We start from the raw sequence: 22778 nt of genomic DNA, 5'->3' as shown, positions 1-22778 counted from the left end.
CCAATGATAAACGGGGTGAGCCTGTTCGGCTCACCCCGTTCGTTTTGCGGCAACTCTACGTTCCTACGACGCGACTTCTCAGGACGGCAGGAAGTTGATCGGGTAGTTGGGGTAGGTGTACGAAGGCACGTTCTTGGGGCCGAAGTTCATCAGCATCACGCGCTGGACGATCTTGCGCTCCAGATCCGCATCGTTGAAGGTGCTGGAGACGACCGAGCAGGCGGTGACCGAGCCGTCCGGCGCAATCGTCAGGCTGATGACGATCTTGCCGGCGCCGAGATTCGGATTCTCGCGTGCCGCACGGTTGTAGATCGACGTGATCGCGCCCTTGTTGCGGTCGAACACCAGCTGGATTTCCTCCAGCGTGCGTCCCGCCAGCAGCTTGTCGCCGGCCTGGCCCGGGCGGGTCTTGTCGGGGCCGGCGCCGATCGGGTTTTCCACCGCCGTCGTGCGACGCTGACCGAGGCCGACACCGGCCTGCGAGCGGCGCTGGTCGGCGGTGCCGACATCGCCGATGCCGCCGGACGAGGCCGCAGCCGATTGCGCAATCGCCTCCGAAGAGCCGCCGGTGGCACCGGTGCCCGCCTGCGCGGTGGCAATGCCCGTCGTCAGCGGCCGCGACGCATCGAAGCCCTGCATCGACGGATCGCGCAGCGCGGCGAGCTGGTCGGCCATCGCCATGACACCGGCGCGCTGGGCGACCTTGCGAGCCTGCTCCTTGCGTTCGGCCTCGGTCGGCACCGGCGGCTGGATCACCACTTCACGCGGCTTTTCCTGCGGCTTGGGCTTCTCGACCGGCTTCGGCTTTTCCGGCTCCGGCTCGGGTTCGGTCTCTTCCTCGGCGGGCGCAGGCTCTTCGGTTTCCTCGGCCGGAATCGCGTCCGGCACGATGGTGACGACGCGCTGTTCCAGCGTGTCACCGCCGCCGGCCTGCAGGCCCTGCAGATGCAGCAAGGGGATGATGATCGACAGGATCAGGAACGGGATCAGCAGCGACAGCACGGTGCGCCGGAACCGGCGGTCCGCGTTCTCGCCAAGCTCCCAGCCGTCCAGACCAACGATGAGCGTACTCAAGGCTGGCCTCCGTGCTCTTTCTGGATCACGGCCAGCGAGATGCTCGCGAAGCGCGCTTCGGTGCAGGTCGCGATGATCTTCTTCAGCAGGTGATACGGGATCGTCTTGTCGGCCATGATGTTGATCTCGCCGCGCGTCAGCTGCCCGGCCTGGCCTTCGATCTGCATCAGCGGCGTCAGCATCAGGTCGGTCTTCAGCGCGGCCAGCGACGGCGTCGTCGAGTTCAGCGCATCGGTGGTCGTCATGACGCGGCGCTGGTCGACGAGGATGTCGTCCTTGGTCACCAGCACGACGACCGTCTGGCGCGGTTCTTCCTCGGCGGCGCTTTCCGGCAGCTTGAGTGCCTGCGGACTCGGCAGCACCTGCACGACGAGCGCGTTGACCAGCAGATAGAACACCAGGATCGCGAAGATATCGATCAGCGAAACGATGTTGATCTCGACATGACGCTCGCGGCGCGCCTCGCGCAGCTTGCGGCGCTCGTTACGGTTGCCGCCGCTCATGGCGCGGCTCCGGCCAGTGCCGCGGCGTCGCCGATCGAGATCTGCGGGAACAGCTCACGCTTGCCGCTGCCCGATGACAGCGGGGCAAGGCGCGTCGCATCCATGACCTGGATGACGTTGTCGTAGGGGATTTCCGGTTCGAACAGCAGCGTCACGCTCTTCTCTTCCGGTGCGTTGCGCTTCACTTCGACCAGCAGTTCGGACAGGCCACTGATGTCGTAGCCGGCTTCGTTGTTGGCAAAGCGCTTGAGCACGCCACGGCTGTCGGACACGGTGATGCCGGTGCCGCGCATCGTGATCGTCAGCTGCAGCGGAATCTTTTCGGGCTCCGGCGGCGGCGCGGACTGATCGGGCGACGGCAGGTTGAGGCTGATGATGTTGAGACGCGCAGCCGAGATCGACGAGCTGACGAGCAGGAAGAACACCAGCACCGCAAACACGTCAATCAGCGAGACGATGTTCAGGTGCGTGGTTTTCCCACGCATCCTGGCATGACGCTGGAGTCGCCGGGATCGGCGGGTAGAACTCATGGATCGTGATTCCGTCGATTAGCCGCGGCTGCACACCGCGCTGACGAACTTCGAGCAGACCGCTTCGAGCTTGTCGATCATTTCGGTCGTGCGGCTCTGCAGGTACGAGTGCAGCAGCAGCGCGGGAATCGCGACCATCAGGCCGAAGGCCGTGCAGTTCATGGCCTCGGAAATAGCGGCCGACAGCAGGTCGGCCTTCTCGGCCGGGTCGGCGGCGCCAAGCGCGGCGAAGGCGCTGATCAGGCCGAGCACGGTACCGAGCAGGCCGAACAGCACTGAGGCGTTCGAGAACGTGCCGAGGTAGTGGGTGCGCTTCTCGATCGCCGGCAGGACTTCCATCAGGCCCTCTTCGGTCGCCACTTCGACTTCGCTGCGGCGCTTGTCGGTGCGCGCCTGGGCAATGCCGTTGCCGAGGATGCGGCCGATCGCGGTCTCGGAGTCGGCGGTGATGCGGCCGATCGCCGTGAAGTCGCCGGAGGCGAGCAGCGGGCTGACTTCCTTCCACAGGCGGCCGTTTTCGCGCTCCATGCGGCTGAAGAAGCGCCAGCGCTCAAGGGCGATCGCCAGCGTCAGGACGCCGACGAGGGCAATCGGGTACATGAAGAAGCCGCCTTTCTGGAAGAAGCTAAGGACGGTAGTGAAGAACTCCATGGGGTGACCTCTGTGAAGATAAATGTGTAGTGGAAAGGAACTGCGTTTAAGTCAGCCCGCTCAGCGTTCGAGCGGGGTGACCGAGCCCTTCTGTTTCAGGGCGTTGCTCAATGCGGTGTGGTACTCGATCTGACGCAGGAAAACGTCTTCGTCGAGTGGCACCAGTTTCTCTTGCAGCAAGCGTGCCGGACGGTCGAGATCTTCCTCGGCGCGTGAATCGCGCCAGGGCATGATGTACAGACCGATCGGTGATTCACGCTCGCCGATGATGTTGGTTCCGTCGCTCGGCGCGCTCGGCGGCTTGGATGTAGTGGCGTTGCCGTCCGGAATGCGGATGCCGATCGCCGGCTGTTCGTCCTGCGCCTGCGCCACCGCGGTCAGCAGTTGCAGGGCGCCTAGTGTAAGGCTCGCCGCGGCCATCAGACCAAGAGATTTCATGGGGTTTGCTCGACTTTGGGCGCCGTGCCCGGTGCCGGGGGCGCAGCGGCAGGCGCCTGCGACGCCTCGATTTCCGCAACCCAGGCCATGACGCGCAGGTCATCCGCATGGCCGGCCTGCTGGTAGGCCTTGTAGTGCGGCAGGGCGTTGGCCGGCTGCTTCAGGTGTGCGTCCAGGAGAACCCCGAGGTTGTAATGCGCCAGGGCATAGTTTGGATCGATCGCCAGCGCCTTGTCGTAGGAGAGGCGCGAACGGTTGAAGTCGCCGGTCTCACGGTAGAGGATGCCCAGCCAGTTGAACGCGACCTTGTTGCGGTCGTTGAGCGTCGCGGCCTTCAGCAGCGCATTGATGGCCAGATCCCGCCGGTTCGACTTGGCGTAGATGATGCCGAGCATGGTCCAGGGTCCCGAATGGTCCGGGAAGTCCGTGGTCAGGCTCTTCAGGGCTTCTTCGGCCTCGGCCACCTGGTTCTGCTTGTGCAGGGCGACGGCCGCGGCAAAGCGGGTCTGCGGGTTGCCCTTGTCCGGCACGGCGGCGGCGTCGGTCGGCGCATCCGGACCGTCCGGCCGCGTCGGCGCGGCGGAACAGGCGGCGAGGCCCAGGCACAGCGCCAGCAGGCCGGCCTGGCGCAGGAGACTGCCACGACGACGACGCACGGTCAGGGACTCAGTCGAGCAGTTCATAACGATCCTCTCCCTGCTCGCGCTTGCCGTACTTGGCAGGTGAAATCTGCGCCAGCGCCTTGGCGCTGTTGGCAATCCATTCATCGTAAGTGCCGTTCTTCAGGCGCTTCAGGTTGTTCTCGTGGGCTTCGATCGCCTGCTCCTCGAACGGATAGGCCTGCTCTTCCAGCAGCAGGTTGTACTGTTCGAGTTCCAGCTCGCCGAGACCACGCGGACGTTCCGAATCCAGCAGTGCGCGGCTGAACTTCTGGTAGACGCTGCCCAGCTCAAAGGTCGCCGCGGTCGTCGTGTCGGCAAAACCGAAGGCGGCGGCACTGCCGAGCCAGCGGATCGCTTCCTGCATGGCCGCCTTGCGGGCCGGCAGGCTCTTTTCGATCGGCAGCGACAGGCGTAGCGCGGCGGCATCGTTCGCCGCCATGCGACCCAGCTCAAGGCTCGACTTGGCGGCCAGCGCCTGCGAGACCTGACTGCGTTCGCCACCGGCGCCGGCATCGGCCGCAACCAGCTCGCTGAGCCAGCGCTTGAGCGCCGGGGTGTCGCCGCGCTTGCGGGCGAACTCGACGAGCTTGCTGCGTGCATCGAGCGAACGATCGAGCGGACGCGGGAAGTTCTCGACGTAGTAGCCGAAAGCCGCTTCCGCTTCGCCGGCCGACTTGCCGTCGTTGAACAGGGTCGCCGCGAGCCAGGCGGCTTCGCTGCGAACCGCAAGGGTTTCGCTGGTGCGTGCGGCGATGCGCTTGAACGCACGCGCGGCGTCCAGCGGCTTGTTGTCGCGCTGGTAGGCGACCGCGAGCTTCTTGTCGACGTCGGCTTCCAGGGCGTGGCCCGGGAACAGCGTGCGGAAGCTTTCGAGCACCCGCGCCGCGCCGGCCCAGTCCTCAAGCTCGATCAGCGCCGCGGCGCCGTCGTACTCCGAGGTGGCGCGGATCGTCGCCTGCGGCGTGACCTGGCCGACGCGCAGGAAATGCATCGCCGCGGTCTTGAAGTCCTTCGCCTCGCGGGCCGCTTCGCCCTGCTTGTAGATCGAGGCGGCGAGCTGCTCGGTGATTTCGCCGCGTTCAGCTGCGTTCGGCGGCGTCAGCTTGAGCTCTTCGGTGAATGCACGCTCGGCCTGAACGTAGCGCTTCTGGGTGAACTCGGCATCGCCGGTCACGCCCCAGGCCAGGCGGCGGAGGGACGCATCCACGGTCGGTCCACCGCTGAGCACGCGCTCGGACACCGCGATCGATTCGTCGTAGGCCTTGAGCTCGTAAAGGTCGAGCGCCGCCTGCGTGAGCACCTGGAACTTCTGCGGATGCGTCGTGAACGTATCGGCCAGCTTGAGACCGGCGTCGATGGCCTGACGCAGGGCCGCCGGCCGCTGCGCCGGGTTGGCGTTCTTGGCGTTCTGCTGGTACGCGAGCACCGAGGCGTGCGCCGCTTCTCCGGAACGCGGATGCGCCGGATAGTCGTAGGCCAGCTTCGCGTATTCCTGCGCGGCTTCAAGCGTCTTGCCGCCGTCGAGCAGGCTGTCGCCAAGCAGGAAGTTGATTTCGATGCGCTGCGGGTCTTCCGGATACAGATCGAGAATGCGCTTGTACCAGCCGGCCGCGACAAGGAACTCGGCCTGGTTCTTCAGCTTGTCTTTCTGTGCCTGCGCATGGTGATGGCGGGCGAGGTCGTTCAGATGCGCGCGCAGCTCGGTCATCACGCCGGCGCTGGCGGGTCTGCCGCCCCAGTACGGCGCACTCGGATCGTAGGTCCGCGCGTAGCGTTCCTTCTCGGCGATCACCAGGTCGGCAAAATTGCCCTGCAGATAAGCGCCGATGACGCGCGACTGGAAGGACGGCGCGAGCGCCGAACTCGGATAGCGCTGCAGGAACGCCGCGTAGGCGCCGGCGGCATCGGTATAACGTTCCTTCTCGAGCAGCGACTCGCCCAGCGCCGCATACAGCAGCGGCGTGAAACGCGGGTCGCCGTGCGCGGTGAGGTACTGGTTGAGGGCCGGGCCGCCGCCGAGCTGGGCCAGCGACAGCGTGATCACGCGCAGCGAATCGCGGACCATGTCGTTCTTGGCTTTGTCGACGACCGACAAGGCGGGCTCGACTTCATACAGTTCGCCGGTCGGCAGCTCGCGATCGAGCAGCGCCAGGAAGGTGCCAACCGCCTCTTCGTACTTCGACTGCTTGTACTGCGACCAGCCGTACTTGTACTGCGCCGGTTCGAAGAACGGCGTTGCACTGCCGAGATCCATGACGATCTTGTAGACCGGCTCGGCTTCGCTGAACCGCGTCAGCGCAAACAGCAGTTCGGCGCGGCGGAAATGAGCATCGCCGGCCAGCTTGGAATCCGGGTGGCGATCGGTCATGCGCTTGAGCGTCTCGATCGCAGCTTCGGTTTCGCCGAGGTTCTGCTGCGCGCGGGCAAGCTGATAGAAGATGCGATCGTTGTCCTTGCTGTCCGGCTCGGCGTACAGCAACTTGTTGTACAGCGCGACGGCTTCCTGCAGGCCCTTCTGGGATTCTTCGCTGTTGCCGCGGCTGTCTTCGATCTGCACCTGAAGGTCGGCCAGACGGCGCTGCGCTTCGGACTTGGTGCCCTGGTCGGGCTGCAGCTCCAGCAGCTTGCGGTAGTTCTCCGCCGCCTTTTCCGGATCGATGGCGACCGGCTCGGAACGGATGATCGGCAGCACGTCGGGCGAGGGTTCGTCCATGCGGCCGATCGACTTGGCGATCGTCGGCGACGCGCCCTTCACCGGCGAGCCGGAGCAGGCGGACAGCGCCAGTGCAGCGGCGGTCAGCAGGGCCAGCGCCGGGGCGCCCGGCCGCGCGGCAAACTGGCGCTGGATGGCGTCGGCGAGGGGAGCCTGGCGCCGCTTCAAATCAATTGTCATTGAGTTCGCCTTTTTGCTGGCGGTCATACAGGCGGGCAAGCGCGAAACGCGCCTCGACCAGATAGCGCTCGATCTGCTGCTTCTGCCCGCTCAGTTCGGCGACGGCCATGTCCTGCAGCAGTTTGGACTGCGCTTCGGCTGCGACATCCAGCTGCTGGCGCAGATTGGCGATGCGCTGCTGGGCCGCTTCGGCACGCTCAAGCGGTCCGTTGAACCGCTCGGGTGCGCGTGCCAATCGCATCGACGGCGCGCGCTCGGCAATCGGTGGTGCGGAATCCGAGTAAGCGCCGGGCGTCGACAGCTGGCCGTCGAACTGCAGCGGAATCTGCAGACCCTTCCACGGCGCCTTCCAGTTGTTGCGCGCGCGGCGAATCTGCACCGCCGGCTGGGCGGCCGTGCGCGTCGCCGAGTTGTAGCTCTTGTCGACGGTGGCGAGGCGCTGCGACCAGGATTCCAGCGAGCGCGACATCATGCGCACGTCGCGATAGTTCTTCAGCGGTTCCTGGAACTGATGCTGCGCCAGCAGGTTCTGCAGGAAGTAAGTTTCCTGTGCGTCCGGCAGATCGAGCAGTTTCCACTCCCAGCCGGATTCCGAGTCGGTCTCGCGGCGGACGATGGTCTCGACCATGCGGCCTTGGCGGATCGACGTCATCGCCGCATTCATGCGGGTGCGGGCGTTCTCGAGCACGACGATCGCCTTCTCGTAATAGCTCAGGGCCTGCGTATAGGCGCCGAGGCGGTCGAGCGTGAAAGGAATGGCGAGCCAGGCTTCCTGGACCGCGGTGTCCATCGGATCGCGCGAAATCAGTTCCACCCAAGGCACCAGCGCGCGGCGCAATGCATCCTCGTCGGCCTTGCTGGCCTTCTTCAGGCGGAAGGCGCTGAGGCCGGCGCGCTTGAAGATGTCCTCTTCGGCAAAGCCCGGGCGCAGCAACACACCGAGCGTCGAGAAGGTCGTGAACGGCGTTGCGTCGGGCTTCTCGTCGTTGACCTGAACCTTGGCGACGCGCTCGCCCTGCGGCGCGAGTTCGGTCCAGCCGAGGCCGAGCAGGGCGCGGTTGGAGAACGGGCCTTCCGAGCGCACGCGCATGAAGATCGGCTTGGCGGTGCCGCCTTGTTCGGACTGCAGGAAGTTATAGCCGAGGCTGAGATTGGCGCGGTCACGCAGCGCGTATTTCTCCAGATCCTCCGGCGTCATGCGGCCGACCTTGTCCATCACGGTCTGACCCTGCGCGGCGCGGCCGTCGTTGATCAAGGCAACGCCGAGGTTGTAGCGCGTATACGGCGACTGGCGATCGGAATTGTTGAGGTCGGTCAGTACCTCCACGGCATCGCCGTAGCGGCCTTCGGCCATCAGCACGCGGGCGAGCAGATCCTGCCAGTCGACGACCAGCGGCTGCGGCAGCGTTTCGCGCATGCGGTACAGCGTCGCGCGGGCTTCAGCCAGATAACCGCGCTGATATTCGAACTCGGCGATGCGCAGCTGGGCCTTGCCGACCATTTCGCGATCGGTCGTCGTCGCGGCGAGGCTGCGGTAAATCGCCTCGGCGCGATCGCGCATGCCGAAGGAGAGATAACTGTCGGCCAGCAGCCATTGATACTCGGCCGGCATGCGCAGCGGATCGCTGCCCTCGTCGATCAGGCGCAGCTCGGTCAGCGCCGAGAAGTAACGATCGTCACGGCCGAGAAACTCCGAGGAGCGAAGACGCGGATCGTCCTTGCTGCCGGAAACATAGACTTCGGCGGCGCTGACCGGTAGCGCCAGGGCCAGCAGCAGGGCGGCGGGCAGAATTCTCACGACTTTCTCCGCCACTGCTTCATGCCGATGCGCAGTTCGTCGCCGAAGCGGCTGGCACGGGTGATGCCGAACTCCAGCTCGGCTTCGCTCTCGTCCTTGTCGAAGATGGCCTCGAACTGGACTTTCGACGGCGGCGTGCCTTCCTTGTCGTCGGCGTACTTGGCGCTGACGTCGATGTTGATGCGATGCGGCCCCGGAGTGACGGTCGTCCGCAGCAGGCGCTGCAGGCTGTTGTCGGACAGCAGGGCGCGCGAATCGTGTTCGTCGTAGTGATAGACGCTGATGGCCTTGCCGTCGATGGACACCGTGACCTCGTCGAGCAGCAGGCCACGCACGCCCACGCGCAGATAAACCGACACGCGCTGATAGTCCGGCACCAGGGCGGTGTTTTCTATGTCCTGCGCCTCGCGACTCAGTTCGATGACCTCATCCTTCAGACCCTGAATCGTCTGGTCCAGGCGCAACGCACGCTCCGTCGTGTCGGGCGTTTCAGCAGCGGCTAGGGACAACGGAAGCAGTGCAGCAACAATAAGTAACGAGACCCTGCGGCCACGAATCGAGCGCATGCGTTTTAAGCTGGCGATGGGGAAGGGCGAGTGTATCAAATGGGCTGGGGCAAAAGGCCGGAGTCGACTTACGGTTGTTATGGCTCGACGAGCGGCATTGTCATGCGGCGTTTTAGCCGTTCCGGATGAGGCTGCGCTGAACGGGCCGACGCTTGTTACCCATCGAATCCGACGAAAGCTTGCAAGCGTCCCGGCTATTTCGATTCGGCTGTAACACTGGGGAAATCTGCTGCAAGCGTTGTTGACGCTTAAAAACGCGCTTGTTATAAAGCGCCGCAATCCACGTCAAACATTTCTTGCGGCCAATGCCGTGAGCGGTGTTTTTATCTGTCATCCGCTGCCGCCGGCCTGCCGGGAGTGTCTGTTTTCAGACTTCCGGATGGTGCGCCCAGCCGGCAGGAAGGGCTGGTCATCGCTGGCGGCATCGAGAGTTTCGAGCCCTGGGCTTACTTCAATATATTTTCGAGGGGACGCTTCATATGAACAAAACAGATTTGATCAATGCCGTTGCGGACAAGGCGGAGATTTCCAAGGCGGACGCCGGCCGTGCCGTCGACGCGCTGTTCGAAGTGATCGGCAAGGCGCTGAAGAAGAAGGACAAGGTCTCGCTGGTGGGCTTTGGTACGTTCATGGTGCGTGAGCGCGCCGCACGTGCCGGCCGCAATCCGAAGACCGGCGACACCATCAAGATCAAGGCCAGCAAATCGCCAGCATTTAAGGCTGGCAAGGCGCTAAAGGACATGATAAAGTAGCTTTCTTGCTGCTTCTGCCGTGAATCGGGGTGCTTAGCTCAGCTGGTAGAGCGTCGCCCTTACAAGGCGAATGTCGGGGGTTCGAGCCCCTCAGCACCCACCAAGCTCATTGGGCCTGATGTTGATGGCACATGAACTGCGGGTCCTGAAGTAAGAAGAGTTTGTTGAATCGCGGAGCGGTAGTTCAGTTGGTTAGAATACATGCCTGTCACGCATGGGGTCGCGGGTTCGAGTCCCGTCCGCTCCGCCACGATTCGTCAAAGAGCGCTCACTGAGCGCTCTTTTTTTATGTCCGTGTTTTATGCCCCTGGAGCGCTCAGTGGGCGTTCCTTGATTGTTTGAGCTTTCTGTTCTGCTGGACGTTCGCGCAGCGCTCGATGAGCGCTTTTTTCATGCCTGTTTTTCAGAACGTGCTCAACGCAGCTGCCTTTCTTGCTGGCGTGACGGACGGCCAATCAACCCGAACGGGTCGGCAGCAGCTCCTTGAGCGCACGCCAGCCGCCGTCGATCGACCAGACATTGCGGTAGCCCATCTTCTGCAGGTTGTCCGCGGCCAGCGCCGAGCGGAAGCCGCCGCCGCAATACAGATACAGCTCGGCTTGCTTGTCCGGATGCAGGCGCTCGATGTCGCGTTCGATGATGCCCTTGCCGATCCACTCGGCGCCGCGGACATGCTCGGCCAGAAACTCGCTGTGCTCGCGGACATCGATCAATTGCAGGTCTGGCTGGCGTGCCAGCAGCGCCGGCACGTCGCCGGCGGGTAGCTCTCGCACCCGTTGACGCACTTCACTGACCAGCGCAAGAAATCCCGGTGAATGATCCACGGTCGGCGAACCTCCTGTTTGCACAAGACTGCTAGATTACGAGTTTCGTCTACAGATCGTCTGCAAGGAATGCATTCACCGTCCATTTTCATCACCGGCGCTGCGGCCGGTATCGGCCGTGCCACCGCCCGGCGCTTCGCGGCGCAGGGTTGGCGTGTCGGTCTTTACGACGTCGACAGTCTCGGTGTGCAGCGCCTGCGCGATGAACTCGGCGGCGCGGCGGTCTGCGGCAGCTTGAACGTCACCGACGCCGACGCTTTTGTCGCCGCGGTGGATGCGTTCTGCGCACCGGTCGACGGCCGTCTCGACGTGATGTTCAACAATGCCGGCATTCTGTCCGTAGGGCCTTTCGAGTCCATCGCCGCGGGGCGCCATCACGCCATCGTCGACGTCAACATCAAGGGCGTCATCAATGGCTGTCTGGCGGCGCTGCCGCATCTTGCGAAGGTGCCCGACAGCCGGGTGATCAACATGAGTTCCGCTTCGGCGATCTACGGTTCGCCGGATTACGCGAGCTACAGCGCCAGCAAGTTTGCGGTCAAGGGCCTTACGGAAGCGCTCGATCTGGAATGGCAGCGCCACCGCATTCGCGCAATGGATTTACTGCCGCTGTTCGTCAACACCGCGATGGTCACCGATATCGAGCAGCCTGCGAGCATTTCCACACTCGGCGTCCATCTCAGTGCCGAGGACATTGCCGGAACGGTATGGACGGCGGCGCAATGGCGCGGCTATCGTCGCATCCATTGGTATCCGGGTTGGCGTACCCGTCTGATGGCGCTCGCCAACAAACTCGGGCCCAGCCGCCTCAATCGCGCCTTCGTTGCGCGCCTGTCAGGTTATTAGCTCCGGGGTGAGGGAATGTCGTATCCGGTCGTGATGATTCATGGCATGTGGTGTACCGGCGCCAACTGGGCGCGGGTGACCGAACTGCTGGCGCCGCGAGGTTACCGCTGTCATGCGCCGACGCTGCCGGCACACGGCGCGGTGCCGGACCAGCCGCTGCAGGTGCGTAGCAAAAGCCTGCGCGAGTACGCCGACTACCTGGTGGACTGGATTCAGGCGCAGAACTTCGACGCGCCGCCGATCATCATCGGGCACTCGATGGGTGGTCTGCTCGCGCAGCAGGTGGCGATGCGCGTCCAGCCGTTGGCGCTGGTGCTGCTGACGCCGGCGCCGCAATGGGGTATCAACGCGCTGAAGCTGTCGACGATTGCGGCCTTCGCGCCGTGGCTGTTCAGCGGCGCCCTGTGGCGCAACGCGCACAAGCCGAGCGCCGAGCGCGCGGCGTTGTCGGCGTACAACGGTGTGCCGGTCAACCGGCATCGCGAGATCTACGAGGGGCTGGTTCACGAGTCCGGTCGTGCGGCCGCCGAGATCGCATTCTGGTGGGCGGACTTTTCGCGCGCGGCTGCGGTCCATTCGGACGAAGTCAAATGTCCGGTCTATGTGGTTGGCTGCGGGCAGGACAAATTGGTGCCCGGATCGGTCGTGCGCAAGGTCGCCGCCCGTTATCCGCAGGCCACCCAGCGCTATTACGCTGACCGCGGTCACTGGGTCATCGACGATGAGGAGACGGAAGAGATGATGCATCTGATCTGCAGCTGGCTGCGGCCCATAGAAAAGCGCTTCGAAAAGCGTCACGAGGCGGCCGGCCGTGCGGTCTGACATTCTCGGCGGGATTTCTGCCGCGGTTCTGCTGACGGCCGCATCGGTCGCGTTGGCGCAGAACGAAGCATTGGAGCGCGCGGTGACGACCGCTGAGTCGACTCAGCGCGCGTCGGTTGCGTCTCAGGAGCGGATCGACAAGCTCGACGACCAGACCAAGGACCTGCTCGAACGCTATCGCGCTGCCATCTGGCAGGCGCAGCAGCTCAACGTCTACGCCGAGCAGCTGGCGCAGCTGACCGCCGGGCAGGATGCCGAACGCGCATCGTTGCAGCGTCAGCTGGTCGAGATGGAGCGCACCGAGCGCGAGATCCTGCCGCTGATGCTGCGCATGTTCGACGGTCTGGAGAAACTGGTGGCCGCCGATCTGCCGTTCCTGCAGGAGGAGCGCAAGGAACGGCTCGAGAACCTGCAGCGCCTGATGGCCAATCCTGAGACGGGTGTTGCCGAGAAGTATCGGCGCGTGCTCGAGGCTTACCAGATCGAAGCGGAGTATGGCCGCAGTCTGGGCGCCGAGCGCACCCAGATCGGCGAGCGCACGGTCGATGTGCTGCGTGTTGGCCGCACCGGGCTGTATGCGATGACGCTGGATGGCGAGGAGACGTTCTACTGGGACGTTGCCAGCGCCAAATGGATGGAGCTGGACCGCAAGTATCAGGCCGCGGTGAAGAAAGGTATTCGCATGGCGCGTGAAACGATGGCCGCCGATCTGCTGGTGCTGCCGATGCCGGCTGCAGGGGGCCAGCCATGAGGATGCTCGTATGGATGGCACTGCTGTTGCCCGGCATCGCGCTGGCGCAGCAGAAGACCGGCATGGACGAACTGCTCAAGCAGATCCGCGATTCGGCCTCGCAGACGACCAAGCTCAACCAGGAGCGCGAAGCGCGCTTCCTGAAGGAAAAGAACGAGCAGCAGGCATTGCTGCAGAAGGCGCAGGCGGATCTGGCCGCGGCCGAAGCCAAGGCCGCGCGGGTCCGCTCGCAGTTCGACGCCGGGCAGGCCGAGATCACGACGATGAAGCAGGCGCTGGTGTCGCGCATCGGCGATGCCAGCGCGATGTATGCCGGCGTCAAGCAGACCGCGGGCGACTTCCGCGTGCGAGCGAGCGATTCGCTGGTGACGGCGCAGGCCCCTGAACGTCTAGAGCTGCTCAGCCGCCTCGAGCAGGCGACCGAACTGCCGGCGCTCAACGATCTCGAGGCACTCTGGGTGACACTCGCCGAGGAGATCGCCGAAGGCGGACGCGTCGCGCGCTTCAAGACCGAGATCGTCAACGACGACGGCGTGCGCAATGAAGCCGACGTGGTGCGTGTCGGCATGTTCACCGCATTCGCCGACGATCGCCTGCTGACGCTGGACGGCGTCACCGGGCATCTGACGCTGCTGGATCGTCAGCCTGGCCACGAAGGCCTGCTCAGCGATTTCAGCGAGACGACGCAGGGTTACGCGCCGGTGCTGGTCGACCCCACGCGCGGCGAACTGCTGCGCCTGTATACGCTCAAGCCGTCGCTGTTGGAGCGCCTGAATCAGGGCGGCATGCTCGGTTACGTCATTCTGCTGATCGGTATCGTCGGCGCGGCGCTGGCGATCTACCAGCTGCTGTTCCTGATGAAGACCGGCCGCAAGGTCAATGCCCAGCTGCAGAACACGCGTACACCGACGAACGACAACCCGCTGGGCCGCGTGCTGGCGGTACTCAAGGACGAAACCTCGGCCGATCCGGAAGTGCTTGAATTGCATCTGTCGGAAGCGGTGCTGCGCGAAACGCCGAGCATCGAGCGCTTCCAGAACCTGATCCGCATGATCGTCGCGGCGGGCCCCTTGCTCGGTCTGCTCGGCACCGTCATCGGCATGATCATCACCTTCCAGGCGATTCTCGAAGCCGGCACCGGCGATCCGCGCGTGATGGCCGGCGGTATCTCGCATGCGATGGTCGCGACGGTGCTCGGCCTGGGCATCGCGATCCCGCTGCTGTTCATCAACTCGCTGCTGGCCACGCGCTCGCGCGCCTTGATCCAGATTCTCGACGAGCAGAGCGCGGGCCTGCTGGCGCGTCGCCTGGAGGGCGCGCGTGCTGGCTAGCTTCGACCAGTGGCGTCATGAGCTGCTGACGCCGTTCTCTTCGCTGGCGGATTTTTTCGATGCCGGCGGCCCGGTGCTGATCGTGATCTTCATCACCGCGCTGGTGATGTGGTCGCTGATCCTCGAACGCTACTGGTATTTCAAGCGCATGTTCCCGCGCCAGCAGGAAGCGCTGCGCGCGGCCTGGGCGGCGCGTAGCGAGCGCAAATCCTGGTACGCGCGGCGCATCCGCACGCAGATGATTTCCGAAGCGCGGCTGGCGATGAGCACGACGCTGCCGATCATGCGCGCGATCATTCCGCTGTGCCCGCTGCTGGGCCTGATGGGGACCGTCGTCGGCATGCTCGAGGTTTTCGACGTCATGTCGCTGAAAGGACGTGCCGACGCGCAGACCATGGCGTCCGGCGTGTCGCAGGCGATGATCGCGACGATGGCCGGTCTGGCGGTCAGCCTGTCCGGGATGTATCCGATTCAGATGTTCGAAGCGCGCGCACGGCGTGAAGCCGAGCAGCTGAACGATGTGCTGGTCTACGAGTGATCCGCTGACATGAGAATGCAAAGGCACACGCCGCAGCACGAAGAAACCGGTATCGACCTGGCGCCGATGCTCGATTTCATCATGAACCTGCTGATCTTCTTCATCATCACTGCGGCGTTCGTCAGCGAGTCCGGCATCCGTGTCGATCGGCCGTCGGCCGAGACTGCGCAGAAGGAAGAGCGCGCGAATATCTTTGTCGCGATTTCGGCCAACAACGAAATCTGGATCGACAAATCGCGGGTCGACATCCGCACCGTGCGTCCGGCCATCGAGAAGCTCAAGCAGCAGCATCCGCAGGCCAGTGTCGTGATCCAGGCCGATCAGGCCGCGCGTGCCGGCCTGATGGTCGAGACGATGGATCAGGTCCGGCTCGCCGGCGTCACCGACGTCGCCATCGCCGCAACGCCGAAGTAAGCCCGTGCAAATTCGCGCCACTGCCGACGTCGGAATGGGGAGCCGCGCTCCCGCGACGGACAATCTGCGCTGGTTCCTGATCCCGGTGGCGGCCTTGTTCCTGGTGCTGGCGATGTTCCTGCTGATGTACTGGCTGGTCGCCCCGCCGCAGGGCAAGCACGTCGAGCCGCAGCGCGTGCTCGAAGGCATCGAGGTCGTGCAGCCGAAACCAGAACAGGAATCTGATCCGCTGCAGAGTCTGGATCTCGCGCCGCCGCCGCCGCCGGATGCGCCGCCATCGATGGCGCGCAACGATCTGCCGACCTTCAACATGCCGGCGGCGTCGGTGACGCCTTTCGATCTCGGCGCGATCTCGATGCCGCTGTCGGTGGGCAGCGGCGGTCTCAATCTCGGCAGCAGCGGGTCGTTCGGCGGCTTTGCCGGCGGCGGTCGCGGCTCGGGTTCCGGCGGCGGCGGGGTCGGCACCGGCAAGGGTTTTGTCGGCAAGCCGCTCATTCCGCTGTCGACCGCGCGTCCGCAGATGCCTGAATGGGCCTGCAAGCAAGGCATCCGCGGCTGGGTCGAGGTGATCTTCACGGTGTTGCCGACCGGCAAGGTCACCAATGTCAGGCTGATCGATGCCGATCCGCGCGGCGTGTTCGAGGAAGCGGCGATCGAGAGCGTCTCGCATTGGTTGTACGCATCGTTCGACAAGGCGCGCGAGGTCAAGCAGAAGGTCGACATGGACCCGGCGGACTGCGCCTACAACTGGAAATGACCGGACTCCGTCATCCCTGGCTGTTTGTCGCGATGCTGCTGCTGGCGTCTGCGCCGGCGCGCGCCGATCAGTACCGCAGCGAGACGCGGGTGCTCGACGCGGTGCCGGCCGAGACCCAGCAGAAAAGCGCCGAAGACTTGCTCAAGCAGACCACCGATCCCTACGGCAAGGCACTGCTGCTGCGCGATCTGGCGACCAAGGCGGCGCAGTCCGGCAATGCCGCGCAGGCGGCGAAGTACATCGAGCAGGCGCTCGCGCAGAACGCGCTGTCGGGCCTGGCCGCGCAGCAGATGCGCGACCAGTTGTCGCAGCTGTATATGTCCAGTGGCGATTACAAGAAGCTGGTTCCGCAGCTCGAAGCCCAGGTCAAGGGCGGCAAGCCGAGCAACGAGGCGCTGATTGCACTGGGTTCGGCCTATTACGAGCAGAAACGGTATCGCGAGGCGCTGCAGCTGGTCGAGCGCGCGGTCAAGGGCGTTGCCGGTCGCGAGCTCGATCCGAGCTGGCGCCGCGTCTACGCCGCCGTGCTGCTGGCCAACGGACAGGAGCGCGAGGCGCTGCCGCAGCTCGAACAGCTGCTGAAGAAAGATGCCTCGCAGCGCGAGGACTGGATGCGTCTTGTCGCCATCTACGTCAAGACCGGCAACAAGATCCGCGCCTCGGTCGTGCTGGAGCTGGCGGGCCGCCTTGGTTTCCTGACGACCGCGGATGAGCGCCTGCAGCTGGTGATGTTGACCGCCCAGCTTGGCGCGCCGTTCCAGGCCGCGTCGACGCTGCAGACGATGATGGAGCGCCGCGATGTACCGTCCAACGGCGAGAACTGGAAGCTGCTGACCTCGCTGTGGCTGGCGGCGCGCGAAGCCAGCCTGGCGCTGAAGGCGATGGATGAAGCGATCCGTCTGGCACCAAGCGCCGCGCTCTACCAGCAGCGCGCGCAGCTGCACATGGATCGCGAGGAATACGCCGAAGCGGCGCAGGCGCTGGATGCGGCGATCGCCCGCGGTGCCGGCGACGGCAATACCTACATGGCGCTCGGCATGGCGCGCTACCAGCAGGCCAATGTCGAGGCGGCGATGCAGGCCTTCGCCAAGGCACAGCAGCAGGCGCCGTCGCGCAAGCTGGCCGGCGAATGGCTCAAGTACCTGGAAAGCGGCCGCGCGCGCGAACAGGCACTGGCCGCCGCATCGGAGCGGCGCCAGCGCAGCGACGAGCAGATCCAGCTCGGCGGACTGATCGGCGGCGAGCGCATCGTCATCAGCGCCGGCAGTGGCGGCTCCGATAGCGCGGCACCTGCGGCGAGTTCGGCCGGCAGCAAGCTGACGCCGATCGGCGCCGAAGCCGGAGCGAGTGCCGACGGCACGATCCCGGCGTGGACGGGGGGCATTGCGCGCAGCGAGTGGCCGAGCGGCACCGGGCCGGGCAAGCGGCTGCTCGATCCGTTTCCCGCGGACGCGCCGCTGTTCACGATCAGCGCGACCAACTATTCGCGTTATCGCGAGCATCTGAGCGCGGCGCATCAGGCCTTGTTCGCCCGCTATCCGACCTACAGCATGCCGGTCTACAAGACGCGCCGCAGCGTCGGATATCCGCAGGCGATCTATGACGCCAGCCTCGCCAACATCGGCAAGTCCAAGTTGCTGGGGCCGGATTCGCTGACCGGCGCGCATCTCGGCGTGCCGTTCCCCAAGCCGCAGTCCGGCGTCGAGATCATGTGGAACCACCGCACGCGTTATCGCGGCAACACGGTGCAACAGCAGACGACGCAGGCGGTGGTGCCGGTGCGCGGTGCGCCGATCTACCTGAAGCAGACCGAGAAGGCGTACTTCCGCTACGGCAACACGGTGGATCCGATCGATCTGTCGAAGAAGAATTTCCTGCTGTACTACCTGACCTGGTTCGGCGCCTCGCGCAACGAGATCGATTTCCTCGCGCTGGTTCACGAGACCGCGAACTCGCTGGAGAACAACCGCGACGTCTGGGTGCTGCCGCCGAAGATCCCGAAGATGTTCCGGATTCCGCCGGTCGGTTACGACCAGCCGTTCCCGGGTTCCGAGAGCCTGATGTTCATCGACATGGTCGACATGTACAACGGCGATTTCGACCGCTACGTCTGGAAGCTGGTCGGCAAGCGCGAGCTGTACATTCCGTACAACAGCTTCCGCATCGGCGATGCGAAGAACAAGTACGCCAGCATGCTCAAGCCGCATCATTTCGACCAGAGCCTGACGCGCTACGAGTTGCACCGTGTCTGGATCATCGAGGCGACCGAGCGCAGCGGCAAGCGGCACAGCTTCGGCAAGCGCACGTTCTATGTCGACGAGGACAGCTGGAACGTCGTGCTGGTCGAGAACCATGATCGCGACGGCAAGCCATGGCGATTCCAGGAAGGCCATCTGCTGCCGATCTACGACATCCAGGCGGCCAATGTCGCGCCGATGCTGGTGTACGACCTGCAGGACGGCCGCTACTTCGCCAACCACCTGACCGCGGAGGACAGTCCGCCGCAATACGACATCCCGATGCGGGAAGGCGACTTCCTGCCGGCGCAGGTCAAGGCCCGCTACGCCAAGTAGCCAGGCGCCGGGGCGGCTGCCGGGCGATCCGCCCGATCGGCTGCAACCCTTTTTGCCCGAGCCGCATCCAACCCCTGCAAGACGGAAGTTCTTGCCGCTGGACAAGGATGGAGAAGGGGCAATGAATACCAAGGAACTGGGCAAATATGCCGGCCGGGCAGCCGCTGCGCTGATGCTGACCGCGTCGGCGCTGGCCAACGCTGGAGCGCCGGTCGCCGCGTCCGACAAGGCGGCAGCGCCGGACAGCGTCCTGACGCGGGCGCTGAACGACATCCGTGCCGAACAGCGGCGCGCGGTGCAGCAGGCTGCGCTCAAGGCGCTCGCGGGGCTGAGATCCGAAACCCTGGCGGCCCTGAGCAAGGGCGGCACGGTCAGCGCGTCGACCTCGGTGCAGGCCAAACCCTAGGCGATCCGCGATCACCCGGTGCGCGCCGCGCACCCGAACGATCACTCCCTTGGGGCCGGTCGATGCAGGCGGTGTCGGCCGGTCCCAATTTTTCGCCGCTGTGCCCAAGCCCTCAGGGCAGGTAGCCGCGAATCAGTTTCGCCAGGTCCGGCACGGCAGCCCTGACCTCGTCTTCCGCGAGCTTGCGGAATTTTCCGTAGCTGGACTGGATGCCGGGGCTGGCCTGGCGCACACGCGCATCGGCAATCGACAGCAGCGCCGTCGTGACCTGGCGATCATGCTTGCGCAGAAACGCGCTAAAGTCGCGCTCCGCCGAGTTGCGGAACGATTGGTACAGCGGATCCAGCGCGGCAATGAACTCGGGCAGCAGGCGCTGTGTCGCCTTGACCATGATGCCGGGCTTTGCAGCCTTGACCATCGCCAATCCAGTCTTCAGGCTGATGCCCTTGAGTCCACCGATGCCACTGATCCGGGACTCGATCAGCTGGACCGTATCGGCAATCACGGCGTCGCGCTGCTGCGGCGCTAACAGTACATCGGCAAGGCCATTACTCATCGATCAATGTCTTCGGCGAACGATAACGGCGGCAAGCCTAGCATTTCGTCCCTCAAAACCGGGTCGCTGGAGCGTAGCGTTGCGCTGACCAAGCTCGGCGTCGGCGCCGGTGCCAAGATCTTTGCGCATTCGGTCGCCAATATCTTCCGTGGCGAGGTCGATCGCAGCGAGGCGAACCGCGAGTTCTATCGCAAGCAGGCGCAGATCCTGGCCGACGAGCTGGGCAAGCTCAAGGGCAGCGTCATGAAGGCCGGGCAGATGCTGTCGCTGTACGGACAGTATTTCCTGCCCGAAGAAGCCGTCACCGTGCTGTCGTCGCTGCAGGACGACACGCCGCCGGTCCATTGGAAGATCGTGCAGCCGGTGCTGGAGCGTGCGCTCGGGCGTTCGCGCCTGCGCGAGCTGGAGGTCGACGAGCAGCCGCTGGCAGCGGCGTCTCTCGGCCAGGTGCACCGCGCACGGCGTCGTTCCGACGGCAAGGAGCTGTGCGTCAAGATCCAGTATCCCGGCGTTGCCGATGCCATCGAAAGCGATATCCGCACGCTGTCGCGTCTGCTGATCATGACGCGCCTGTCGCCGCGCGGGCTCGACATCACGCCGGTCTTCAACGAAGTGCGCGAGATGCTGCACCGTGAGGTGGACTACCAGAGCGAACGCCAGTTCACCGAGACCTTCCGCAAGCGCCTGGCCAACGATCCGCGCTTCGTCGTGCCCGAAGTCATCGCCGACTACAGTCGCGACCAGGTGCTGACGACCTCGTTCGAACACGGCGAGCACGTGCGTCAGCCGGCAGTGCAGGGCTTGTCGCAGCAGCGTCGCAACGCCTTGGGCGACGCCTTCATGGAGCTCTTCCTGCAGGAGTTCTTCGACTGGGGGATGGTCCAGTCGGATCCGCATTTCGGCAATTACCGCATCCGTCCCGGCAAGGACGGCGAGATCGATCGCATCGTGCTGCTCGATTTCGGTGCGACGCGGGTGTTCGGCCGTGGGTTCATCGAAAACTATGCCGACATCGTCGAAGGCGCGCTGTTGCGCGATACCGCGCAAGTCATGCGCGGCGCGCGCGCCATCGGCCTGATGCGCGCCGGCGTTCCCGATGCGGTCGGCAGTGCGTTCGCAAAGCTTTGCGAGATGATCGTCGAGCCCTTCAGCGAGACGGGTGACGCGCGGGTCCCTGCGCAGCTCTGGACCGCCGAGGGCGATTACAACTGGGGTCTCAGCGATCTGCCCATGCGGGCCAGCAAGCTGGCCGCCAACAATGCCCTGTCGGTGCATTTCCGGGTGCCGCCGCGCGAAATCGTCTTCCTGCACCGCCGGCTTGCCGGCGTTTTCATCATGCTGGCGACGCTGCGTTGCGAACTCAGCGAGCGGCCTGCGTTGTTGGCGGCTCTGGAGCGCCTGCGCGCATCGTCCGCACGTTAAAAAAGACGGTACGGCTGCTTACGGCGCGCGTTTTCGAGCCAATAAACCCATAAAGAACGGGTAGTGAGTTCAGCATCCGTTCAATGGACAATGCAAGACTCGACGGTGGAAAGCTGTTTGCGTATTCATGTAGCATGACCCGCGCCTTCAGCCCGCTGCAGAAAGTGGCATAACGGCATAGATCTGAACCCCTTTGAGGAGAGAAAACCCGATGAACAAGCGCCTAGCAGTATTGACCGGCGCGCTGGCACTGACCCTGATGGCTGGGCAGGCTGGTGCGAAGGTCTCCGCGGAAGAGGCAGCCCAGCTGGGTACCAGCCTGACGCCTGTCGGCGCTGAAAAGGCCGGCAATAAGGACGGCTCGATTCCGGCGTGGACGCCGGGCGCCAAGCGTGGCGCGCTGTCGGGTGAATACCCGAACGATCCGAAGATTGACGGCGACAAGCCGCTGTACACGATCACCAAGGCCAACATGGCCCAGTACGCGGACAAGCTGTCGGAAGGTCACAAGCACCTGCTGAACACCTACGACACCTATAAGCTCAACGTCTATCCGCCGCATCGCGTGGTGACCTGGCCGCAGGAAATCTTCGACGCCACGAAGATCAATGCAACCGGCTGCGAAATGCTCAACCCGGATACGCCGAACGACTGCAAACTCGGCTTCCCGTTCCCGATTCCCAAGACCGGCGCCGAGCCGATCTGGAATCACAAGGTCAAATGGCGCGGCGAAGCGCTGACGCGCTACAACAACCAGATGATCGTGCAGCCGAACGGCGAGTTCCAGCTGACCAAGCTGGTCGAAGACGTCCAGTTCGGTTATGGCTCGATCAAGAACCCGGTGCCGCTGACCAAGGGTTCCGGCGAGTTCCTCAAGTATCTGTCGAAGACGGTCGCCCCGCCGCGCCTCGCCGGCACCTTTATTCTGGTCCACGAAAAGGCCGGTACGGGTGCGGAAGGTCGCGCTGCCTGGCTGTACTCGCCGGGCCTGAAGCGCATCCGTCGCGCCCCGACGGTCTGCTGCGACAACCCGTACGAAGGCACCGACGGTCACCAGTTCTACGATCAGGTCGACATGTTCAACGGCGTGCTTGAGCGCTACAACTGGAAGCTGGTCGGCAAGAAGGAAATGTACCTGCCGTACAACTCCAACAAGATCGCCGGCCCGTCGGTCAAGTACAAGGATCTGGCCAAGCCGCGCCATCTCAATCAGGACATCCCGCGCTACGAGCTGCATCGCGTCTGGGTCGTCGAGGCTGACATCAAGGCCGGTACCAGCCACACGTTCAAGAAGCGTCGTTACTACGTTGACGAGGATTCCTGGACGATCGGCATGATCGACGCTTACGACAACCGCGATCAGCTGTACCAGTTCCAGGAAGGCCACATGGTCTTCGCATACAACATCCTGACCGCGACGACGATTCCGGAAGTCATCTATCACTTCACTTCGGGCCGTTACTTCGTGACCGCTGCGTTCAACGAAGACAAGCCGATCGATGCGACCGTGACCTTCAAGCCGGACTACTTCACCGCTGCGTCGGTGCAGAAGATGACGACCAAGTAAAAACGCACCGCAACCGCGGAGCGATTGGTGTAGATTTGAAACCGCCGGGGTCAAACCCGGCGGTTTTTTGTTTCTGCCGCCCCGGTCGCCAAGAGCGCCGGACG

Annotated in this window: 23 protein-coding genes and 2 tRNA genes; 14 read left to right on the top strand and 11 right to left on the bottom strand. The window is 64.4% G+C overall.

Going from position 1 to position 22778, the window contains the following annotated elements; all coding sequences use genetic code 11:
• Window positions 1–78: 78 nt before the first annotated feature.
• From AC3WUF_RS08550 to AC3WUF_RS08510, 9 genes are all read right to left on the bottom strand, one after another.
• Window positions 79–1074 (bottom strand): AgmX/PglI C-terminal domain-containing protein, encoded by a 996-nt coding sequence (locus tag AC3WUF_RS08550; protein ID WP_492424474.1) that lies wholly within the window; start codon window positions 1072–1074, stop codon window positions 79–81.
• Window positions 1071–1577 (bottom strand): ExbD/TolR family protein, encoded by a 507-nt coding sequence (locus AC3WUF_RS08545; protein WP_492424472.1) that lies wholly within the window; start codon window positions 1575–1577, stop codon window positions 1071–1073. The genes AC3WUF_RS08550 and AC3WUF_RS08545 overlap by 4 nt, the downstream gene beginning before the upstream one ends.
• Window positions 1574–2062 carry an ExbD/TolR family protein gene (locus AC3WUF_RS08540; RefSeq protein ID WP_492424470.1) on the bottom strand — a complete coding sequence of 163 codons (489 nt, stop codon included), beginning with the start codon at window positions 2060–2062 and terminating at the stop codon, window positions 1574–1576. Before AC3WUF_RS08540 ends, AC3WUF_RS08545 begins: the two co-directional genes overlap by 4 nt.
• Window positions 2063–2125: 63 nt before the next feature.
• Window positions 2126–2758, bottom strand: a complete 633-nt coding sequence (locus AC3WUF_RS08535; protein WP_492424468.1) for a MotA/TolQ/ExbB proton channel family protein — start codon at window positions 2756–2758, stop codon at window positions 2126–2128.
• 60 nt (window positions 2759–2818) lie between these two features.
• Entirely contained in the window at window positions 2819–3196 is a 378-nt protein-coding gene (locus tag AC3WUF_RS08530) for a hypothetical protein (RefSeq protein WP_492424466.1), read from the bottom strand.
• On the bottom strand, window positions 3193–3879 hold the full coding sequence (locus AC3WUF_RS08525) for a tetratricopeptide repeat protein (protein WP_492424464.1): 687 nt from the start codon (window positions 3877–3879) through the stop codon (window positions 3193–3195). The genes AC3WUF_RS08530 and AC3WUF_RS08525 overlap by 4 nt, the downstream gene beginning before the upstream one ends.
• Window positions 3863–6751, bottom strand: coding sequence for a tetratricopeptide repeat protein (locus tag AC3WUF_RS08520; protein WP_492424462.1), 2889 nt, complete (start codon window positions 6749–6751; stop codon window positions 3863–3865). Before AC3WUF_RS08520 ends, AC3WUF_RS08525 begins: the two co-directional genes overlap by 17 nt.
• The gene (locus tag AC3WUF_RS08515; RefSeq protein WP_492424460.1) at window positions 6741–8549 is read right to left on the bottom strand and encodes a tetratricopeptide repeat protein; all 1809 of its coding nucleotides are present in this window, start codon (window positions 8547–8549) and stop codon (window positions 6741–6743) included. Before AC3WUF_RS08515 ends, AC3WUF_RS08520 begins: the two co-directional genes overlap by 11 nt.
• Entirely contained in the window at window positions 8546–9013 is a 468-nt protein-coding gene (locus AC3WUF_RS08510; protein WP_492424458.1) for a hypothetical protein, read from the bottom strand. The genes AC3WUF_RS08515 and AC3WUF_RS08510 overlap by 4 nt, the downstream gene beginning before the upstream one ends.
• A 581-nt stretch (window positions 9014–9594) precedes the next feature.
• Between AC3WUF_RS08510 and AC3WUF_RS08505 the strand changes: the two genes are divergently transcribed.
• The 3 genes from AC3WUF_RS08505 (at window position 9595) to AC3WUF_RS08495 (ending at window position 10117) form a co-directional block, all read left to right on the top strand.
• On the top strand, window positions 9595–9867 hold the full coding sequence (locus tag AC3WUF_RS08505; protein WP_492424456.1) for an HU family DNA-binding protein: 273 nt from the start codon (window positions 9595–9597) through the stop codon (window positions 9865–9867).
• Between the two features lie 27 nt (window positions 9868–9894).
• Window positions 9895–9970, top strand: a tRNA-Val gene (locus tag AC3WUF_RS08500).
• Between the two features lie 70 nt (window positions 9971–10040).
• Window positions 10041–10117, top strand: a tRNA-Asp gene (locus tag AC3WUF_RS08495).
• A gap of 205 nt (window positions 10118–10322) precedes the next feature.
• On the opposite strand, the gene AC3WUF_RS08490 is transcribed toward AC3WUF_RS08495, so the two are convergent.
• Window positions 10323–10691, bottom strand: coding sequence for a rhodanese-like domain-containing protein (locus tag AC3WUF_RS08490; RefSeq protein WP_492424454.1), 369 nt, complete (start codon window positions 10689–10691; stop codon window positions 10323–10325).
• A 69-nt stretch (window positions 10692–10760) separates the two neighbouring features.
• On the opposite strand from AC3WUF_RS08490, the gene AC3WUF_RS08485 reads away from it, so the two are divergent.
• The 9 genes from AC3WUF_RS08485 (at window position 10761) to AC3WUF_RS08445 (ending at window position 19129) form a co-directional block, all read left to right on the top strand.
• Window positions 10761–11537, top strand: coding sequence for an SDR family oxidoreductase (locus AC3WUF_RS08485; RefSeq protein ID WP_492424452.1), 777 nt, complete (start codon window positions 10761–10763; stop codon window positions 11535–11537).
• A gap of 15 nt (window positions 11538–11552) precedes the next feature.
• Window positions 11553–12359: an alpha/beta hydrolase gene (locus AC3WUF_RS08480; protein WP_492424450.1), complete on the top strand. Its 807-nt coding sequence runs from the start codon at window positions 11553–11555 to the stop codon at window positions 12357–12359.
• Window positions 12349–13110: a DUF3450 domain-containing protein gene (locus AC3WUF_RS08475; protein ID WP_492424448.1), complete on the top strand. Its 762-nt coding sequence runs from the start codon at window positions 12349–12351 to the stop codon at window positions 13108–13110. Before AC3WUF_RS08480 ends, AC3WUF_RS08475 begins: the two co-directional genes overlap by 11 nt.
• Window positions 13107–14441 carry a MotA/TolQ/ExbB proton channel family protein gene (locus tag AC3WUF_RS08470; protein ID WP_492424446.1) on the top strand — a complete coding sequence of 445 codons (1335 nt, stop codon included), beginning with the start codon at window positions 13107–13109 and terminating at the stop codon, window positions 14439–14441. The genes AC3WUF_RS08475 and AC3WUF_RS08470 overlap by 4 nt, the downstream gene beginning before the upstream one ends.
• Window positions 14431–14979 (top strand): MotA/TolQ/ExbB proton channel family protein, encoded by a 549-nt coding sequence (locus AC3WUF_RS08465; protein WP_492424444.1) that lies wholly within the window; start codon window positions 14431–14433, stop codon window positions 14977–14979. The genes AC3WUF_RS08470 and AC3WUF_RS08465 overlap by 11 nt, the downstream gene beginning before the upstream one ends.
• 9 nt (window positions 14980–14988) lie before the next feature.
• On the top strand, window positions 14989–15393 hold the full coding sequence (locus AC3WUF_RS08460; RefSeq protein ID WP_492424442.1) for an ExbD/TolR family protein: 405 nt from the start codon (window positions 14989–14991) through the stop codon (window positions 15391–15393).
• A gap of 4 nt (window positions 15394–15397) precedes the next feature.
• On the top strand, window positions 15398–16150 hold the full coding sequence (locus AC3WUF_RS08455; protein WP_492424440.1) for an energy transducer TonB: 753 nt from the start codon (window positions 15398–15400) through the stop codon (window positions 16148–16150).
• Entirely contained in the window at window positions 16147–18723 is a 2577-nt protein-coding gene (locus AC3WUF_RS08450) for a DUF1329 domain-containing protein (protein WP_492424438.1), read from the top strand. The genes AC3WUF_RS08455 and AC3WUF_RS08450 overlap by 4 nt, the downstream gene beginning before the upstream one ends.
• 121 nt (window positions 18724–18844) lie before the next feature.
• Complete coding sequence (locus AC3WUF_RS08445) at window positions 18845–19129, top strand: hypothetical protein (protein ID WP_492424436.1); 285 nt, start codon at window positions 18845–18847, stop codon at window positions 19127–19129.
• Between the two features lie 112 nt (window positions 19130–19241).
• On the opposite strand, the gene AC3WUF_RS08440 is transcribed toward AC3WUF_RS08445, so the two are convergent.
• Window positions 19242–19685, bottom strand: a complete 444-nt coding sequence (locus AC3WUF_RS08440; RefSeq protein WP_492424434.1) for a DUF6918 family protein — start codon at window positions 19683–19685, stop codon at window positions 19242–19244.
• Window positions 19686–19691: 6 nt separating this feature from the next.
• Here AC3WUF_RS08440 and AC3WUF_RS08435 point away from each other — a divergent pair, with 6 nt between their 5' ends.
• Window positions 19692–21107: an ABC1 kinase family protein gene (locus AC3WUF_RS08435; RefSeq protein ID WP_492424432.1), complete on the top strand. Its 1416-nt coding sequence runs from the start codon at window positions 19692–19694 to the stop codon at window positions 21105–21107.
• A 211-nt stretch (window positions 21108–21318) separates the two neighbouring features.
• On the top strand, window positions 21319–22674 hold the full coding sequence (locus tag AC3WUF_RS08430) for a DUF1329 domain-containing protein (RefSeq protein WP_492424430.1): 1356 nt from the start codon (window positions 21319–21321) through the stop codon (window positions 22672–22674).
• The last annotated feature ends 104 nt before the right edge of the window (window positions 22675–22778 follow it).

The organism is Fontimonas sp. FW305-C-3 (assembly GCF_058783185.1).
The sequence above is the reverse complement of the archived record's forward strand: the minus strand, read 5'-3'. Positions and strand labels throughout refer to the sequence as shown.

Excerpts from the sequence above, each read along its gene's own strand:
- AC3WUF_RS08545 (WP_492424472.1), bottom strand. The coding sequence starts at position 1,577 with ATGAGCGGCGGCAACCGTAACGAGCGCCGCAAGCTGCGCGAGGCGCGC.
- AC3WUF_RS08540 (WP_492424470.1), bottom strand. The coding sequence starts at position 2,062 with ATGCGTGGGAAAACCACGCACCTGAACATCGTCTCGCTGATTGACGTG.
- AC3WUF_RS08535 (WP_492424468.1), bottom strand. The coding sequence starts at position 2,758 with ATGGAGTTCTTCACTACCGTCCTTAGCTTCTTCCAGAAAGGCGGCTTC.
- AC3WUF_RS08530 (WP_492424466.1), bottom strand. The coding sequence starts at position 3,196 with ATGAAATCTCTTGGTCTGATGGCCGCGGCGAGCCTTACACTAGGCGCC.
- AC3WUF_RS08525 (WP_492424464.1), bottom strand. The coding sequence starts at position 3,879 with ATGAACTGCTCGACTGAGTCCCTGACCGTGCGTCGTCGTCGTGGCAGT.
- AC3WUF_RS08520 (WP_492424462.1), bottom strand. The coding sequence starts at position 6,751 with ATGACAATTGATTTGAAGCGGCGCCAGGCTCCCCTCGCCGACGCCATC.
- AC3WUF_RS08505 (WP_492424456.1), top strand. The coding sequence starts at position 9,595 with ATGAACAAAACAGATTTGATCAATGCCGTTGCGGACAAGGCGGAGATT.
- AC3WUF_RS08485 (WP_492424452.1), top strand. The coding sequence starts at position 10,761 with ATGCATTCACCGTCCATTTTCATCACCGGCGCTGCGGCCGGTATCGGC.
- AC3WUF_RS08480 (WP_492424450.1), top strand. The coding sequence starts at position 11,553 with ATGTCGTATCCGGTCGTGATGATTCATGGCATGTGGTGTACCGGCGCC.
- AC3WUF_RS08470 (WP_492424446.1), top strand. The coding sequence starts at position 13,107 with ATGAGGATGCTCGTATGGATGGCACTGCTGTTGCCCGGCATCGCGCTG.
- AC3WUF_RS08460 (WP_492424442.1), top strand. The coding sequence starts at position 14,989 with ATGAGAATGCAAAGGCACACGCCGCAGCACGAAGAAACCGGTATCGAC.
- AC3WUF_RS08450 (WP_492424438.1), top strand. The coding sequence starts at position 16,147 with ATGACCGGACTCCGTCATCCCTGGCTGTTTGTCGCGATGCTGCTGCTG.
- AC3WUF_RS08445 (WP_492424436.1), top strand. The coding sequence starts at position 18,845 with ATGAATACCAAGGAACTGGGCAAATATGCCGGCCGGGCAGCCGCTGCG.
- AC3WUF_RS08440 (WP_492424434.1), bottom strand. The coding sequence starts at position 19,685 with ATGAGTAATGGCCTTGCCGATGTACTGTTAGCGCCGCAGCAGCGCGAC.
- AC3WUF_RS08435 (WP_492424432.1), top strand. The coding sequence starts at position 19,692 with ATGTCTTCGGCGAACGATAACGGCGGCAAGCCTAGCATTTCGTCCCTC.
- AC3WUF_RS08430 (WP_492424430.1), top strand. The coding sequence starts at position 21,319 with ATGAACAAGCGCCTAGCAGTATTGACCGGCGCGCTGGCACTGACCCTG.